The sequence below is a fragment of the Staphylococcus cohnii species complex 1663 genome (assembly GCF_041008415.1).
Lineage (GTDB): Bacteria > Bacillota > Bacilli > Staphylococcales > Staphylococcaceae > Staphylococcus > Staphylococcus ureilyticus.
In genome coordinates this window covers 1-17,879 of sequence record NZ_JBFDVL010000001.1, presented here as the reverse complement: position 1 = coordinate 17,879, position 17,879 = coordinate 1, and the positions used below count along the sequence as shown (strand labels likewise).

The 17,879-nt window shown below is 33.6% G+C and carries 8 protein-coding genes and 1 pseudogene; 5 read left to right on the top strand and 4 right to left on the bottom strand.

What is annotated here, in order from left to right:
• Window positions 1-122 precede the first annotated feature (122 nt).
• Together AB1J10_RS00045 and AB1J10_RS00040 are read left to right on the top strand one after the other, a co-directional pair.
• Complete coding sequence (locus AB1J10_RS00045) at window positions 123-1,109, top strand: choloylglycine hydrolase family protein (protein ID WP_064209980.1); 987 nt, start codon at window positions 123-125, stop codon at window positions 1,107-1,109.
• Window positions 1,110-1,400: 291 nt separating this feature from the next.
• A complete protein-coding gene (locus tag AB1J10_RS00040) occupies window positions 1,401-8,333 on the top strand; it encodes a GA-like domain-containing protein (protein ID WP_308889635.1) in 6,933 nt (2,310 codons plus the stop codon).
• Window positions 8,334-8,531: 198 nt separating this feature from the next.
• On the opposite strand, the gene AB1J10_RS00035 is transcribed toward AB1J10_RS00040, so the two are convergent.
• The 3 genes from AB1J10_RS00035 to AB1J10_RS00025 are packed head-to-tail and all read right to left on the bottom strand — an operon-like array spanning window position 8,532 to window position 11,111.
• Window positions 8,532-9,098 (bottom strand): NADPH-dependent FMN reductase, encoded by a 567-nt coding sequence (locus AB1J10_RS00035; protein WP_046206956.1) that lies wholly within the window; start codon window positions 9,096-9,098, stop codon window positions 8,532-8,534.
• Window positions 9,099-9,110: 12 nt separating this feature from the next.
• On the bottom strand, window positions 9,111-10,172 hold the full coding sequence (locus AB1J10_RS00030; RefSeq protein WP_369002878.1) for an LLM class flavin-dependent oxidoreductase: 1,062 nt from the start codon (window positions 10,170-10,172) through the stop codon (window positions 9,111-9,113).
• Between the two features lie 12 nt (window positions 10,173-10,184).
• Entirely contained in the window at window positions 10,185-11,111 is a 927-nt protein-coding gene (locus tag AB1J10_RS00025; protein WP_046206958.1) for a VOC family protein, read from the bottom strand.
• A gap of 370 nt (window positions 11,112-11,481) precedes the next feature.
• On the opposite strand from AB1J10_RS00025, the gene AB1J10_RS00020 reads away from it, so the two are divergent.
• The gene (locus AB1J10_RS00020; RefSeq protein WP_308889634.1) at window positions 11,482-12,222 is read left to right on the top strand and encodes a sulfite exporter TauE/SafE family protein; all 741 of its coding nucleotides are present in this window, start codon (window positions 11,482-11,484) and stop codon (window positions 12,220-12,222) included.
• 89 nt (window positions 12,223-12,311) lie between these two features.
• Here the strand turns inward: AB1J10_RS00020 and AB1J10_RS00015 are convergent, their stop codons facing one another.
• Window positions 12,312-12,701, bottom strand: coding sequence for a DUF2871 domain-containing protein (locus AB1J10_RS00015; protein ID WP_369002876.1), 390 nt, complete (start codon window positions 12,699-12,701; stop codon window positions 12,312-12,314).
• A 375-nt stretch (window positions 12,702-13,076) separates the two neighbouring features.
• On the opposite strand from AB1J10_RS00015, the pseudogene AB1J10_RS00010 reads away from it, so the two are divergent.
• Both AB1J10_RS00010 and AB1J10_RS00005 read left to right on the top strand, forming a co-directional pair.
• Window positions 13,077-13,211, top strand: a pseudogene (locus AB1J10_RS00010) (YSIRK-type signal peptide-containing protein); the annotation flags it as partial.
• 294 nt (window positions 13,212-13,505) lie between these two features.
• A partial coding sequence (locus AB1J10_RS00005) for an Ig-like domain-containing protein (RefSeq protein WP_369002875.1) occupies window positions 13,506-17,879 on the top strand: 4,374 nt, incomplete at its 3' end.

Genomic DNA, 17,879 nt, shown 5'->3' with positions numbered 1-17,879 from the left:
TGTGGTTATATCTGTGTCCTGAAATTGAGGCGAATTGCTATTAATATGATATAAAGTTAATTACAATCATAATTAAGACAAAAATAGATTTAGCAAATTGCTAATAAAGGAGCGTATGAGCAATGTGTACAGGTTTTTCATTTATGTCTGAAAATCATCAAGCTATATTAGGTCGAACAATGGATTTTGTTTATCAATTAAAAGGTAATCCAGCGGTTCAACCACGCCACTATTACTGGGAATCGCGTGTAGAGTATAAAGGTGAAACATTGTATGGCTTCGTAGGTTCTGGCAGCGATATGGAAGGATTTTTATTTGGAGATGGTGTTAACGAGCATGGCGTTGGTGTTTCAGTACAATATTTCAGAGGCTATGCTTCTTATGCAAATGAAACTAAAGCAGGCTATATGAATATTGCTCAAAATGAAGTGATAAATTGGATACTAGGTTATAACAAAAACATAGCTGATTTAATTAAAAACGCACAAAATGTTAATGTCGTGGCACATACTTTGAACGATCTCTCTGAAGTTCCACCGTTACATTATCATATTTCTGATGATACGGGTAGAACGGTAGAACTCACTTTTGATAAAGGTCAAATAGTCGTTAATGACAATCCAGTTGCCGTTTTGACTAACAATCCTGATTTGAATTGGCATTATGAAAATTTAAGAAATTATATAAACATTTCACCACATAAACCAAATGAAAGAAATTTTGCTAATATTAATTTAAAATCATTAGGCAATGAAGGTGGCACCTATGGCTTACCAGGTGGATACACATCATCAGAAAGATTTGTTCGTATTGCTTACTTGAAAAATTATTTAGAAGAAGCAGCAAACAGTCCTGAACAAGACATACTTAACGCTTTTAAATTATTGGAAATTATGAGTATACCTAAAGGCGCAGTTAGAGATGAACAAAATGATTTACATTATACGTTATATCAGACGGTCTTAAATTTAACGACACGTACATTTTATATTAAATGGTATAACTCTAATAAAATTACTGAACTACATTTATCAGAAGATCTACTGAATAAAAAAGAAATGACTATTTTTGAGCCAACTGATGGATTAGCGATAAATCGCTTGAATTAAGATTTAAAGCGAGCACTTAATTAGAATGAATTTTAAACAATCAATAACTAATATGAGACACATAAAAAACGATCGTTTTTTATGTGTCTTTTTATGTTTAATAACAATCATTTTTGATGGAAAAAAGTTTTTATCTCACTATTTTACTTAAAAATTCAACTTTTTTACTGACGCATTATAAGTACTGTTGGTCATTAAATTTAAAATTATAATGATTAAAGAAATATAAATTGTATTAAATTTAATAACATCTAAAATGATTTTACTATCGAAAAGGAGAGTTAGATAACAATGAGGATATTTAGAGAGTATATGGCTAGGAGAAATAATAGATATTCCATACGCAAATTTACGATTGGAACAGCTTCAGTACTTTTAGGAAGTTTATTAATTTTTCAACATAGTGAAGAAGCCCAAGCTGATACTTTACAAAAAGAACAACAAGAAGTGAAAGAAATACCTCCTAAAGTAGATAAAGAGAACACTAACAATGATTCAAATTTTAATAATATATTAGAAAAAGAGAGTAACAATGACACAGTACAACAACCCATCCAAGCTGAAATTGATAATAAAACAGAAAACAAAAGTGCTTCAAAAGATACAAAATCAGTTGAGGAAGGTACTGAGATAACGTCGCAACAATTCGAGTCAAATGCCGATACTATTATTGAAAATAAAGAACAACCAGACCATTCAGATGTAAAAGAACAAGATATACAAAATGATAAACAAGAAAAAACACCTGAAACAATAAAAAACGATGAGGAAATAAAGGCATTAGATACTGAAAAGCCAGATATAGATAAAAAACAATCATCAACTGCCAAAAATACAGATACTAAAATAAATAGTAATTCGAAATTGAACGAAAAAGAGCAATCAGTCACTCAAAATTTGATTTCGATGGAAAATAGAGTTACTGAAACGAAAGTTGAAGTGCCTAATAATAATATAGAGAAAAATGAATCAGAAAAAGGTTTGAGCACGAACGAAAAAGACGTCAAAAATGAAAAACAACCAGAAAAGCAATATATTCCAAAAACTCGAGTAGCTAGAAGTATCGACCGAAATCGATACTATAATGGAATAAGCAATAATTACCATTACTTTGGACCTAGATTATCTTATAATTCATTAAGAGCCGGAGATTATATTGCGACGGCACTTAATGAAGTAGAAAGAAATAGAGGAGAACTAACGGAAGAAGAAAGAAAGCTGTTTTTAAGAAATATTATTAGACAAACTTCATTAAAAAATAATAAAGCGGCTTATGACAGAATTTTTAATAGGGATTATTCTGTAGCAAGAAATAGAAAAATCACAGGGAGTCAAGCGAATAATATAAACACACTACTGTCAAAAATGAAAGATTTAACAGTTAATCGTGACAGTCCGAATTATCAAGGTATATATACATTTACAAATCAAAATGATGTAACTAAAAATGATTTTGGTATAGTAAAAGATGAAGTGTTACATGATGGTGAAGCTTTAATAGCAACAATGGAATTGTCAAAAGAAAAAGGTAGAGGAACGTATAGATTTGAAAATTATGCGATAAGGCCAAATGATAGCCTCAATAAAAAAATTAAACAGGTCGTAGCAGTTTATGAAGGTAGACAAAGAGTTGTACTACGACAAGATCATTTAGGTTATTATTCATATACACGTCCAAACAGTGGCGGAAATGGTGACCCTGATAGAGGTGGTGGATCAGGCGGATCAGTAAAATTTTACATTTCTTTTGACGCTAATCAATATATTGATGTGAATAAAGATAAATTATTTGGTTATATCTTGAGTGATACTACAGACACTAATGTATTAAGAGGCGTAAATATTACTAATAAAGCTGTTAATATCCAAGAAGTGGCAGAAACAATCAATGAAGCTTTGAAAAAAGCAAAAATCAAAAAAGTAGAAGATGCTATAGAAGCAGCAACACAAGTGCAAAAACAAGCCAAAATAAAGCTAGGTGAAGTGACGCAAGACCAATTAGTAACACCAGATGAAAAAGCCGAAATAGATAAAATGAATGTAGAAATTGAAAAGGCCAAATCATCAGCAATACAAGTATTAGACGCTCTACCGAATGGCCTCACTAATAAAGATTTATTACGAAAAAGAATAAATGATATTACATCCGTAACATTACCAGAAGTAAACGATGCAGATAGTAATGGTGTGCTAGATACTGAACAATTGTCTGAAGCAACACAAGCAGTAGTGAATGCGGAACAGACAAAAGCAGCAGTAGATACGAAGTTGGCAGAAGTAACAGCAGATGGATTAGTGACTCCGGACGAAAAAGCCGCAGTAGATGCGTTAATACAAACATTAGAAAGCGCAAAACAAACAGCGAAAGAAAAATTAAATAATGTATCGAATATCATAGTAGGAAAAGATGATCTCCAAACAAGGCTAGATAACATTGCATCCGTAACATCACCAGAAGTAAACGATTTAGATGGTAATGGAGTCTTGGATACTGACCAATTATCCGAAGCGTCTCAAGCCGTAGTGAATGCAGAACAAGCGAAAACCGCAGTGGATACGAAGTTATCTGATATTACAGCAGATGGATTAGTAACACCAGATGAAAAAGCCGCAGTAGATGCGTTAATCCAAACATTAGAAAGTGCGAAACAAACAGCGAAAGAGAAGGTAAATAGCGTACCATCTAGTATCGCAGGTAAGACAGATTTACAAGCAAGATTGGTTAACATTGCATCCGTAACATCACCAGAAGTAAACGATGCAGATGGTAACGGAGTCTTGGATACTGACCAATTGTTTGAGGCATCTCAAGCCGTAGTGAATGCAGAACAAGCGAAAACCGCAGTGGATACGAAGTTATCTGATATTACAGCAGATGGCTTAGTGACTCCGGACGAAAAAGCCGAAGTAGATGCGTTAATCCAAGCATTAGAAACAGCGAAGCAAACAGCGAAAGAGAAGGTAAATAGCGTACCATCTAGTACCGCAGGTAAGACAGATTTACAAACAAGATTGGATAACATTTCATCTGTAACGTCACCAGAAGTGAACGATGCAGATGGTAACGGAGTCTTGGATACGGATCAATTATCCGAAGCAACGCAAGCAGTAGTGAATGCAGAGCAAGCGAAAACAGTAGTAGATACGAAGTTGGCAGAAGTAACATCAGACGGATTAGTAACACCAGATGAAAAAGCCGAAGTAGATGCATTAATTCAAACATTAGAAGTATCGAAACAAACAGCACAAGAGAAAGTAAATAGTGTACCGAACGGTACCGCAGGCAAGGGTGATCTCCAAACAAGGCTAGATAATATCACTTCAGTAACATCGCCAGAAGTAAATGACGCAGATAGTAATGGAGTCTTGGACACAGATCAATTATCAGAAGCAAGTCAAGCAGTAGTGAATGCAGAACAAGCGAAAACCGTAGTTGATACGAAATTGGCAGAAGTAACATCAGACGGATTAGTAACACCAGATGAAAAAGCCGAAGTAGATGCGTTAATCCAAACATTAGAAAGCGCGAAACAAACTGCAAAAGAGAAAATAAATAGCGTACCGAGCGGTACCATAGGGAAAGATGAGCTACAAACAAGATTGGATAACATCGCCTCTGTAACGTCACCAGAAGTAAATGATGCGGATAGTAATGACGTGTTAGATACAGACAAATTGTTAGAAATTTCTCATATCATAGCAGATGTGGAAAAGGCAAAAGTAGCAGTGGATACAAAATTGTCTGAGATAACAGCAGATGGATTAGTGACTCCGAATGAAGCAGCCGAAATTGATAGACTAATCTTTGGATTGAAAGTAATCAAACAATCAGCGAAAAATAAATTGAATACTATACCGGATGGCACAACAGGTAAAGATGTATTACAAAGAAGATTAGACAATATCACATCCGTAACATCACCAGAAATAAATGATGCAGATAGTAATGGCGTGTTGGATACAGAGCAATTATCAGAAGCATCGCAAGCAGTGACGAAAGCCGAACAAGCAAAAATCGCAGTGGATATGAAATTGGCCGAAATCACAGCAGATGGTTTAGTGACTCTAGACGAAAAAACTTCAGTAGACGCGTTAATTCAAACATTAGAAGCCGTGAAACAAACGGCGAAAGAGAAGATAAACAATGTACCGAATGGTACTGCGGGTAAAGATGATTTACAAGCAAGATTGGATAATATCACATCAGTAACGTCACCAGAAGTAAATGATGCGAATAGTAATGGTAAGTTAGATTCAGAGAAATTGTTAGAAATGTCTCATATCATAGCAGATGTGGAAAAAGCAAAAGCATCAGTGGATAAAAAATTGTCTGAGATAACATCCGATGGCTTAGTAACACCAGATGAGAAATCAGAAGTAGATGTGTTAATCCAAGCATTAGAAAGCGCGAAACAAACTGCAAAAGAGAAACTAGAAAGTGTGCCGAATGGTACTGCAGGTAAAGGTGACCTCCAAACAAGATTAGACAGCATCGCTTCAGTAACATCACCAGAAGTAAACGATGCGGATAGTAATGGTAAATTAGATACAGACCAATTGTTTGAAGCAACGCAAGCAGTAGTAAGTGCGGAAAAAGCGAAAGTGACAGTGGATACGAAATTGACTGAAATCACAGCAGATGGATTGGTGACTCCAAACGAAAAGGCAGAAGTAGATGCGTTAATTCAAGCATTAGAAAGCGCGAAACAAACTGCAAAAGAGAAAATAAATAGCGTACCGAGCGGTACCATAGGGAAAGATGAGCTCCAAACAAGATTGGATAACATTAAATCCGTAACATCACCAGAAGTAAATGATGTAGATAGTGATGGTAATGGAGATAATCAACACATTTCTGAAGCAGGAAAAGCAGTAGTGAATGTGGAACAGGCAAAAGCAGCAATAGATACAAAATTGTCTGAGGTAACAGCAGATGGATTAGTGACTCCAGATGAAAAAGCGAGCGTAGATGCGTTAATCCAAACATTAGAAAGCGCGAAACAAGCAGCGAAAGAGAAATTAGGTAGTGTGCCAAATGGTACCGCAGGGAAAGCCGAGTTACAAACAAGATTGGACAATATCACATCCGTAACATCACCAGAAGTGAACGATGCAGATAACAATGGTGTGCTAGATACTGAGCAATTATCCGAAGCGTCTCAAGCAGTAGTGAATGCGGAACAAGCCCAAACGACAGTGGACAACAAGTTAACAGAAATAACATCAGATGGTCTAGTAACGCCAGATGAAAAATCTGAAGTAGATGCATTAATTCAAACATTAGAAAGCGCAAAACAAACGGCAAAAGAAAAGCTAAATAGCGTACCAAGCGGCACTGCGGGTAAAGATGATTTACAAACAAGATTGGATAACATCACATCAGTAACGTCACCAGAGATAAACGATACAGATAGTAATGGCGTTTTAGATACAGACCAATTGTTAGAAATGTCTCATATCATAGAAGATGTGGAAAAAGCAAAAGCATCAGTGGATAAAAAATTGTCTGAGATAACATTCGATGGTTTAGTAACTCCAAGTGAAGCAGCCGAAATTGATAGACTAATCTTTGGATTGAAAGTAATCAAACAATCAGCGAAAAATAAATTGAATACTGTACCGGATGGCATACCAGGTAAAGATGTGTTACAAAGAAGATTGGATAATATCGTATCGATAACATCACCAGAAGTAAATGATGCAGATAGTAACGGTATCTTGGATATAGAACAATTATCAGAGGCGGAAAAAGCGATAGAAGCAGCTGAAAAAGCAAAAACAGCAGTGGATAAAAAATTAACTGAAATCACATCCGACGGCTTAGTGGCTCCAGAGGAAAAAGCAGCAATAGACCAGTTGATTCAAACATTAGAAACTGCGAAACAAGTAGCGAAAGAGAAATTAGAGAATGTACCAAACGGAACTGCGGGTAAAGATACGTTACAAAGAAGATTGGATAATATCGTATCGATAACATCACCAGAAGTGAATGATGCAGATAGTAATGGTGTTCAAGATACAAAACAAGTATCAGAGGTAAGTAAAGCGATTAAAGCAACAGAATCAACAAAAGCAGCAGTAGATAAGAAACTAGCAGAGATTCAATCCGATGGACTAGTAAATCCAAAAGAAAAAGCAGAAATTGATAAGTTGATTCAAAAATTAGATAAAGAAAAACAAGCAGTGAAAGACAAGTTAGCCAAAGTACCAAACGGCACAGCAGGAAAAGCAGAGTTACAAAGAAAACTAAATCAAATACCATCAGTAACATCACCAGAAGTGAATGATGCAGATAGTACTGGTGTCCTAGATACAAAACAAGTGTTAGGGGTAAGTAAAGCGATTAAAGCAACAGAATCAACAAAAGCAGCAGTAGATAAGAAACTAGCAGAGATTCAATCCGATGGACTAGTAAATCCAAAAGAGAAAGCAGAAATTGATCAGTTGATTCAAAAATTAGATAAAGAAAAACAAGCAGTGAAAGACAAGTTAGCCAAAGTACCAAACGGCACAGTAGGAAAAGCAGAGTTACAAAGAAAATTAAATGAAATTCCATCCGTAACGTCACCAGAAGTAAATGATGCAGATAGTAATGGTGTTCAAGATACAAAACAAGTATCGGAAGCTAAAAAAGCAATTGCTGATGCTAAAGCAGCACAAACAAAAGTGATTAATAAAATAAAAGAAATTAGAAAAGATGGTTTGATTACGCCAAGTGAACAAGCTGACTTAGACAAACTAATTGAAAAATTAGATTCATTAAGAAGTATTGCAAAAGAAAAAATAAGTAACTTGCCAAACGGTACATCAAATATTGCTGAATTACAGACTAACTTAGATAAAGTCACATCTGAAATAATATCAAAAGTAAAAGATATAGATAGTAATGGTATATCAGATAAGAAACAGTCATTAGGTATGGATAAAATAAATGACAAATATAATTCAAGTCATTTTGAAAATGACGAAAAAGCGACTAAAAATAATAAGTTGCTAGACATGCATTCACGTCAATTTAATGTTCAAAATAATCATCACAATCTTGAAGGATTAAACAAAAACTTATTTGTAAATCCAAACAAAGAAAATAATTTAAATATGAATTTACCGTATAGTGGATTAGACAAAAATAACCCTTATGCATTCGAAATTCTATTTGGAATTTTAGGATTAATGATTGTTTATAGAAGATACTTAAAAAGTGATAAAAACACAGAACATTAAGTTTAAAACTTAAAAAGTTTCATTGGATTTATAAGCACTTTGGAATGATTAGATTAAAAGTCTAGTCTCCAAAGTGCTTTTTTAATAAAATTAATGGTATATAGTAATTAAAAAAGACTTATTTTGTTCCTAATAATGTAAACAAAATAAGTCTTAAAACTTAGTAACCGTGAATTTTAATATATTGATGATCATTAATTAGAAATCATATTGATCTTCTTCTTCTTTCAAAACTTGTGCATATGCTTTTGAAGTACGTAATGTAGATGAAACTAAATCATCTATCCTAAATAAAATATCATCGTTTACAATCTCATTATTTGAAAAATCGCGTTCTTCTATAAATACATAAGTTTGCATAATATGTGCCTTCATATAACCTAATATTGGTTTTAGTTGTGTTTCTGGGATGAGATAATGTTTTGGCGATCCTGCAGTTGCAAGTATACTTACTATTTTATCTTTAAATGCATTAACTGGTAGTAAATCAAATACATTTTTTAATGTACCGGGAATAGAAGCTTGGAAAATTGGGAATCCGATAAAAATGACATCAGCATTCATCAAAGTTTGCGTAAGATATAATGTATCGCCATTGTAATCTAAATAATTTCTGCCATCACTAAACACTAGTTCTAATTCTTTTAAATCAATAAAATTAATATGGTGTGTATCATCTTGATTCATAAGTGCTTGATTCAAATATGTCATAGCAGTACGCGTTTTTGAACCAACGCTAGAGCCAGATAGTAATACAATATTCATAGTATCATTGACCTACTTTCTTAAATGTTTTTTTACTGTTGGAATAATTTCATTGCCTATAAGGTCTATATTTTTCATAATTTTATTAAATGGAACACCGCCAAAATCAATTTGTGCCATAAATCGTTGGTGATTATATAACTCATGTTGATATAGAATTTTTTCAATGATTTGTTGTGGGCTACCAACCATTAAGGCATCTCTATAGTCAGGGGCCTTTGCAAATTGTTGTTTTGGATAACCTGCACCTCTGATAAATGACATTCCAACATTTAGATGCGGGTAGAATTCTTTTAAAGCATCTTGAGTAGTGTCAGCAGTATAAAATAAACTTGCTGTTGATACTGGTAAAGATTCAGGTGAATTATCATAACCATTTTCTTTTGCAGCTAATCTGTACTGTTCTATAGAATCTTGAAAAGTCATTGCTGGACCACCGAGTGTTGTAATCATCATTGGTATTCCTTGCCTACCTGCTTTGATAGCACTTGCTGGAGGTCCTCCGACTGCACGCCAAATAGGTAATGTGTCATCAATTGGACGTGGGAAAATCTTCATATTATTTAAATCAGGTCTGAATTTGCCTGACCAAGTAATTTTATCTGTTTTATTTAATTCCATTAATAAATTAAGTTTTTCTTCACAAAGTTCATCATAATTATTCAAATCTAATCCAAATAAATCAAATATACCTGTTCGTGAAGCACGACCTGCTACAATTTCAGCTCGGCCATGTGAAATTAAGTCTAAAGTAGCAAAATCTTCAAATACCCTTACAGGATCTGCAGCACTTATAATACTAGAAGAACTGGAAATTTTTATTGTTTTAGTGGCTTGTGCTACGGCACCTAAAACTACTGTATGTGCTTGTGTTGTAAAATGTTCTTGGTGGCTTTCACCGATACCAAATACATCAATACCAGCCTGTTCAGCTAATTGACTAGCTTCAATAAGTTCATTAATTCTTTGTTCATAACTCACTTTTTCTCCATTATGTGGATTTAATAAATGGTCACCCAATGAGTAGAGTCCAAATTCTAATGGAGTATTTTCATTCATTTTTAACTGTGCCATATAATCACCTTTCTATAATTCATGTAGATTATTTTCAATTTCTGTACGTTGTGGTTCCATAAAGTCTGGTAAATTTAAATGTTTACCCAAATCTTCTATTTTTGTATCTACTGTAAACCCAGGTTCATCCGTGGCAAATTCGTATAAAATACGGTTTTGTCTAAAATATAAAGATTTGAAAAAATATCGGTCTATAATTCCTGAGTTATTTTCAGGTTGTTGCTCTATTATTTTATGAATTGAATTTAAATCACTATCTTTTGGTGTATTAACAGCAATATGGTGCACATAACCTTGGCCAGGTCGAGCACGTTCACCTTGTTGTTCTACAATAACAAAATCAGTATATAATCCGTTATGATCTAAAGTCATCACGGTTTCGTTTAAATCACTTCTAAGTGTATATGATAAGCTATTTTTTAAAAAATCGAGTGTAGCTTGAGCATTTTTAACTCTTAGTTCTACAGGACCCATTCCTAAAATTTGGTATTGCTCAGGTATCTCAGTATATGGATTTTTTCTCCAAGCATTCGGTGTATAATAATTGTCATTAACTAATAAAATGATCTCCAAACCATCTATATCTTTAAAGGTAATGGCAGGCTGATTTAAATAAACTAACGGTGTCCATGTAATATTGAATTGACTTAATCTTTCTTTAAAAAAATTCAAAGCACTTTCGTCAGGTATAAGTAATGATAAGCGATATATAGAATCAGTTCCTGGACGGTTTTTTCCTAAAAGTGGTATTTCAAAAAAACTTAATAGTGTCCCAGCCGAACCAATTTCATCTCCAAAAAACAAATGGTACATTTTAGGATTGTCTTGGTTAACTGACTTTTCAACCAGTCTTAGTCCTAAAATTTGAGTATAAAAATCTTTGTTTTTTTGAGCGTTTTTTGTATACATTGAAATGTGATGGTGACCAACGATATTCATATAATACCTCCTCGTAATAAACTTTCTAGTTGCTTGTGTTTTAAGTATGATAGTAATAAAACTTCTCAATACTCATAACCACTATCGTGTAGATTAAACACTAACGGTATAAAAAATATACTAGTTTTGTATAATATATTTCCTTTATAGAAAAAAAGCAAGTTTGAGCGTTTATGAATGATAGTAGAATAAAGCGTGCTCTGATTTTTAAAATATTATAATGAAAGTTTGATATAATCAATTTGATAGTTTATGAAATGTTATTATTATAAGCGTTAGTAAGTGTTAACAAAATAAATTAATAAGTAACATAATATTAATAGAAGAGATATGGCTGTTATGGATGACGCATTGAATCAGGAGTTAAAGCATGGATTTATTTTTAGTTTACATTTTGATTTCTATATTTTTAGGTGGATTAGTCAGAACATATTTTGGTTTTGGGGAAGCACTCGTGAGTATGCCACTTTTAGCATTGATAGGATTAAACCTACATACATCTATTTCACTGGTGGGGTTGGCTGGACTAACAGTAGCGAGTTTAAATATATTTTTAGACTATAGAAATATAAAAATTAAAGTACTATTATTAATGTTGTTGGGGAGTTTATTAGGTATTCCACTTGGTATTTTGATTTTACAGTATATTGCAACTTCATTTATACAAATTATGCTTGGGTTATTTTTAATATTATATGGTATATATGCGTTTGGGAAAATTACCTTTTTTAAAAATAGATATAATATCATATTAAAATCTAACATATGGCCAAGCCTAACAGGTATGATTTCAGGTGTATTAGGAAGTTTGTATAATTCACATGGTGTACCAGTTGTCATTTATGGCACAATGGCGCCTTGGCATATTAAAGATTTTAGAAGTACAATACAAGCCCATTTTTTAATTACAGCGATATTCGTAGTGATCGGTCAAGCATCTGGAGGAATATGGACCAGTCAAACGGTATCATTATTTTTATTGAGCATACCTTGTTTGATTATTTCAGTTGTTGTTGGAAAGTATCTTATAAACCATACGACTTATCATAATTTTGAAAAATGGATTTACTTGTTTATTATAATTTTAGGTTTTTTACTATTGTTAATATGAAAGTCAAAAGGTCGAATCGATTTCTATGTTTAGAAATGTGATTCGACCTTTAATTATATCTACGTTTATTTAGAATTGACATTAATACTTTAATTTAATAATACAAAGAATAAAATGAAAGCGATAGAAATAGCAATGTGACCTAATCCTGAAATACCAGCAATAGCAGGGCTCACTTCAAAACCTTTCATAGTTGCTATACCATTAACAAATTGCATAGCAACCGTTAATAATACACCGATATGATAGACATAAAAGAAATAGTTAAATAAAGTGTGGTGTTGAGTAAGTTTTAATTGATGTTCTATCACCATAAATATTAAAAACATAATTGTACCTAAAACAAGTAAATGTGTATGTGTTACATTTAATTGCGAATAACCACTAAAGTTTTCTGCTTTTGACATCTCTCTATAAAATAAACCACTTAGCATGCCTAATAATGTATAAAATGCTGAACTGAACATTAATTTTTTCATTTTAACGACCTCCTGTAATGAATGTTTAATTTAAATATAAGGTAAGATTGTGAACTCTATATGAACGATTGAAAACTTCTTTATTTTTGTATGGCATTTCATTGTTTAATTAATTTTACAATTTAAAACAATTTTTTTATCATGCTTAATGGAGAAAATTGTTCGTAAAACAGAATTTCTGAAACTATATAGAAATTAACAATATTGAAAATATCTTGATTGTGGCATGCTAAAACATATAAATTTAAAATGGCGAACAACTGTAATTTGCGACATTTTTTTACATTAATAACTTACCTTTAAGAAATATCTTGATTTTTCGAATTAATTGAGTAGAATTAAATTGTGATAAAGTTTATTTTGAGGTGGGAAAAGATGAAAAACAAACAAGGATTTTTACCTAATAGGTTAAATAAATACTCTATTAGAAAGTTTACAGTTGGAACAGCATCATTATTGATTGGGGCGACACTTGTATTTGGAGTAAGTAGTGAAGCAAAAGCTGCTGAATTAGACTCAATTACGAATGATAATAAGGCTAATGATTCAGATAAAGGTGAAGCACTTGATGTGCAAGACATAAAAAGTGTAGAAGAAAATGACACAACGTTAAGTCGCAGTGAAAACAATGTTACTGAAGAAAAGACAGAAAATTCTGAAAATTGATTACAAAAAGAAGAAACTGATAATGATCTAAGTAAGAATCAAAAAGAGCCAGATAATAACGACGCAACCTTAGGTCAACAAGAAGAATATAATAACACTAATGAGTCTACAAACGAGAATGAATCTACAAATGAGGTTTTGAATAAACAAACAACAGAAAAAGCAGATACATCTGAAACAAAACAAGATGAAAACAGTGATACTTCACATTTAGATGAAGATAGTACGAACAAAGAAGAATCTGATCAAGAAAGAGCAACTGAAAGTAATGAAACAACAACGGATAACAATAAAGTAAAAGATTCAACAAATGAGACGTCAACAGAAACAACAACAGAAACAACAAAAGATACAGATGTATCTAGCAATGAAGCGCCAACTGAAAAATCACTAGAAAAAAATCCTGACACTTCTAATAATACAAAAGAAGGCACTAGAACAGAAAATTTAGATGGGCAAAATGATAAACAACCATCTACTGAACCATCTTCTGATGATGAAAAAACTACAGAAATGACGAAAAATCCTGAAACGAGTAATCACACACAATCAAAATTAACAAAACAACTGTCAGAAACAGAGAATAAACAAAAGGCAGTTGAAGATTATTTAAATAGTCAGCTTTCAACAGAAGACACTAAAGCAATTTTAGAAAACGCTGATATTGATTATAAAAATACAACTGATGAAGCAATAAATATTGAAATTTTAAAGGCTTCAATTATTCAACTTTCGAATGAACAAGATAAAGCGAAAACGTTAGCCACTCCAAAACGTACTTTGTTGCGTTCAATGGCTACGCCAACTGCATTACGAGCAGCAGTAGAACAAAATGAAAAAGTTGAAAAATCACTGGGCTATATGGACAACTATACATTTGCATCATTGATTTTTGATCCAAGTAAGTTAGATTCACAAAAGACTCTAGACAGCAATGTCATTCCTTTTGATATTCATAGTTACATGTCAGGCTCAAATTCAGGGGATCGCTATAAAATTGATTTGAAATTGGATCCGAAAATAGCAAGTCATGTCACAAAAATATCTGCTAATCCTAGTGGTAGAAATACCCCTGTTGAATTTATAAGATTAAAAGATGAAAACGGTGATTTCACTAATACTTGGGAAATTAATTTTATCAGAGCAAATGATGGTTTGTTCGGAGGCGCTGAAATATTATCACAGTATACAGCGACTAACGGTAAAATAGAATTAGATGATACAGTGGGTAACATTTTGAATGCATCTGGAGAATTAAGTAATAATAAGTTGAATTATCAAATGTTTGTTAGAGATTCACTATCTAATAAAATTGTTAAGACTTCTGAAAGTAGCGGTTATTTCTTAACTACAGCTGACAAAGATTTAAGTCAATTAGAAAATAACCTTTCTCCAGAAAATAGTAATGCATTTAAAGCAAGTAGCGGCTCTGCTACATATGATGGTTCTGTGGGAGAACACGGAGGAATACTGATTGATCAACAAATTATGAAAAATGGTATTTTCTCATATTCTAAAGCTAAAGGAAAACAATGGTCATATAACTATCAAATAGATAAAGATTTATTACCATATATTGAAGGAGTAGAATTACACACATATGACTACAAAGGTCTTTCAGGCTTTGACAAGACATATCATACTGGAGACAAAGTAGCAGATTTACAGCTTGATAGTATTGGTAATGGCACAATTACTAGTAATGACTTAAGTAAATTAATCGAGTTTAACAATTTATTACCAGAAACAGTAGGCGTTCGTATTGTAATTAAATTAAATCAAAGTGTAAATAATATATTAACTAAAGATGCAGAATATGATTCTGAAGGTAATCTTATTCGAGAAACAACAAAACAAAAAGAAGATTTTACTTTCGCAGGTTATTTAACTGATAGTAATAATCTTTTAATAAATAATACGTTAGGGACTTCAACTTTAGCACTACAAGATTATGATAAAGATGGTTTACTAGATCGATATGAACGACAAGTATCACTTTCAGATCCTGAAAACGAAGATACAGATGGAGATGGTAAAAATGATGGTGATGAAGTTATCAATTATAAAACGTCACCATTAGTTGGTAAACCTGATGCGGCTGATATTACAAATGAGGCTAGAGTTGTAACTGGGTCAGTTCCATTAAAAGAAGGTGCAGCAACTCAAACTGCAAAAGTGTTAGATGCAACTGGAAAAGTCATTGGTACATCAACAGTCAATCCTGATGGCACTTTCTCAGTATCTATACCACAATCACCTGAGGGCACCTACACTATCGCAATCGATTCACCTAATTATGAAAATGATGAAGTGAATACATTCGAAGTTATTGATATTTCCAAGGTACCAACACCATCAATTAATCCAGTTGATGACAATGATACAGTAATTAAAGTTAATGGTGCAGCGGGTGCAACTGTTACGATTAAAGATAATAACAATGTTGAAATTGGAAAAGTTCAAATTCCTAATGATGGTTCAGCTGCCTCTTTAACATTGAATCAACCATTGAAAGCTGGAACTATTTTAACTGCAACAGCTAGTAAAGGTGGAAAAACAAGTGAAGTTTCAGATCAAATTACAGTAACAGATGCGACAGCACCAGACGCACCAGTGATAAATCCAATAACAAGTAAAGCCACACAAGTAACTGGTACAGCAGAACCTAATTCAACAGTAACTGTTGCTTTCCCAGGTGGTGGCAAAGTTTCAACAACTGCTGACAGTCAGGGTAAATATGCAGTAGATATACCGAGTGGTGTCACTCTTCAAGGTGGCGAAGTATTTAAAGCTATAGCAACAGATAAAGCAGGTAATGAATCACCTGTTGCGACGCGTATAGTAACAGACATAACAGCTCCAGATGCTCCTACATTAAATGACGTCAATAGTAATAGTAAGCAATTGAATGGGCAAGCAGAAGCAAATTCAACAGTTAGTGTGACATTCCCGAGTGGCGAAGTTGTAGATGTAGTAGCAGATCAAGATGGAAACTTCACAGTAGATATTCCAGAAAACGAAGGATTACAAGGTGGGGAAACGATAGTAGCTACGTCGAAAGACAAAGCAGGTAACGTTTCTCAAAAAGGTAGCACTCAAGTCATAGATGCAACAGCGCCAGATGCACCACAAATAAGCCATGTGACAAGTGTAAGTACAGAGGTTAAAGGCACAGCAGAAGCAAATTCGACAGTTAGTGTGACATTCCCAAGTGGCAAAGTTGTGGAAACTAAAGCAGATCAAGATGGGAATTTCACTGTAACTATCCCAGAAAATGAAGGGTTACAAGGTAAAGAAACGATTAGTGCTACATCAAAAGATAGTGCTGGTAATGTTTCTCATGCTGGATCAACAACAGTAACAGATGCAACAGCACCTGCACCACCAACGGTTAACAGTGTAACTAGCCAAGATAAAAATATTAGTGGGACAGCAGAACCAAATTCTACAATAACAATCAAATTTCCAAATGGTGAAACAGCTACTGGTGCAACAGATGAAACAGGAAATTATACAATAGCAATTCCGAATGAAGTTAGTTTAGAAGGCGGCGAAGAAATACAAGTTACATCTACAGACGATGCTGGTAATGAAACAGAACCAGTTAAAACAACGGTTAAAGATACAACAGCACCAGAGGCACCGACGGTGAAAGAAGTAACAAGCGAAGATACAACAATCGGTGGCACTGCCGAACCAGGCTCAACGGTTACAGTAACGTTCCCAGATGGGACAACGGCAACAGGAACAGCAGATGGTCAAGGTAATTACACAATAGATATTACGTTTGGTACTAAATTAGAAGGTGGAGAAGAACTACAAGTAACAGCAACAGATAAAACAGGAAATATTTCAAATCCAACTTCAACGATTGTTATAGATAAGACAGCACCGGATGCACCTAAAATAAATAGAGTATCAAGTGAAGACGCACAAATTGTGGGAAGTTCAGAACCTAATTCAACAGTCACAATCACATTCCCTGGTAATATCACGGTTGATGTAGAAGCGGATGAACACGGTAACTTTAGAGTAGATATTCCAGATGCTATTGATTTAATTGGTGGCGAAGAGATTCAAGCGATAGCACAAGATAAATCTAATAATAAATCAACAGAAGCTTCAACAATAGTAGTTGATGCAACAGCGCCAGAGGCACCAACAGTGAAAGAAGTAACAAGTGAAGCTACAACAGTAAGTGGCACAGCAGAGCCAGGCTCAACGGTAACCGTAACGTTCCCAGATGGTACTACAGCAGAAAGTAAAGCAAATAACCAAGGTGAATATACAATTACTATTCCTGAAAAAATAGATTTAAAAGGTGACGAAGAACTATTAATATCAGCGATGGATTGTAATGGAAATATCTCAGATTCTATAACAACAACAGTGAAAGACATAACAGCACCTGCAGCACCAACGGTGAATGAAGTAACAAGCGAAGATACAACAATTGGTGGCACTGCCGAACCAGGATCAACGGTTACAGTGACGTTCCCAGATGGTAAAACA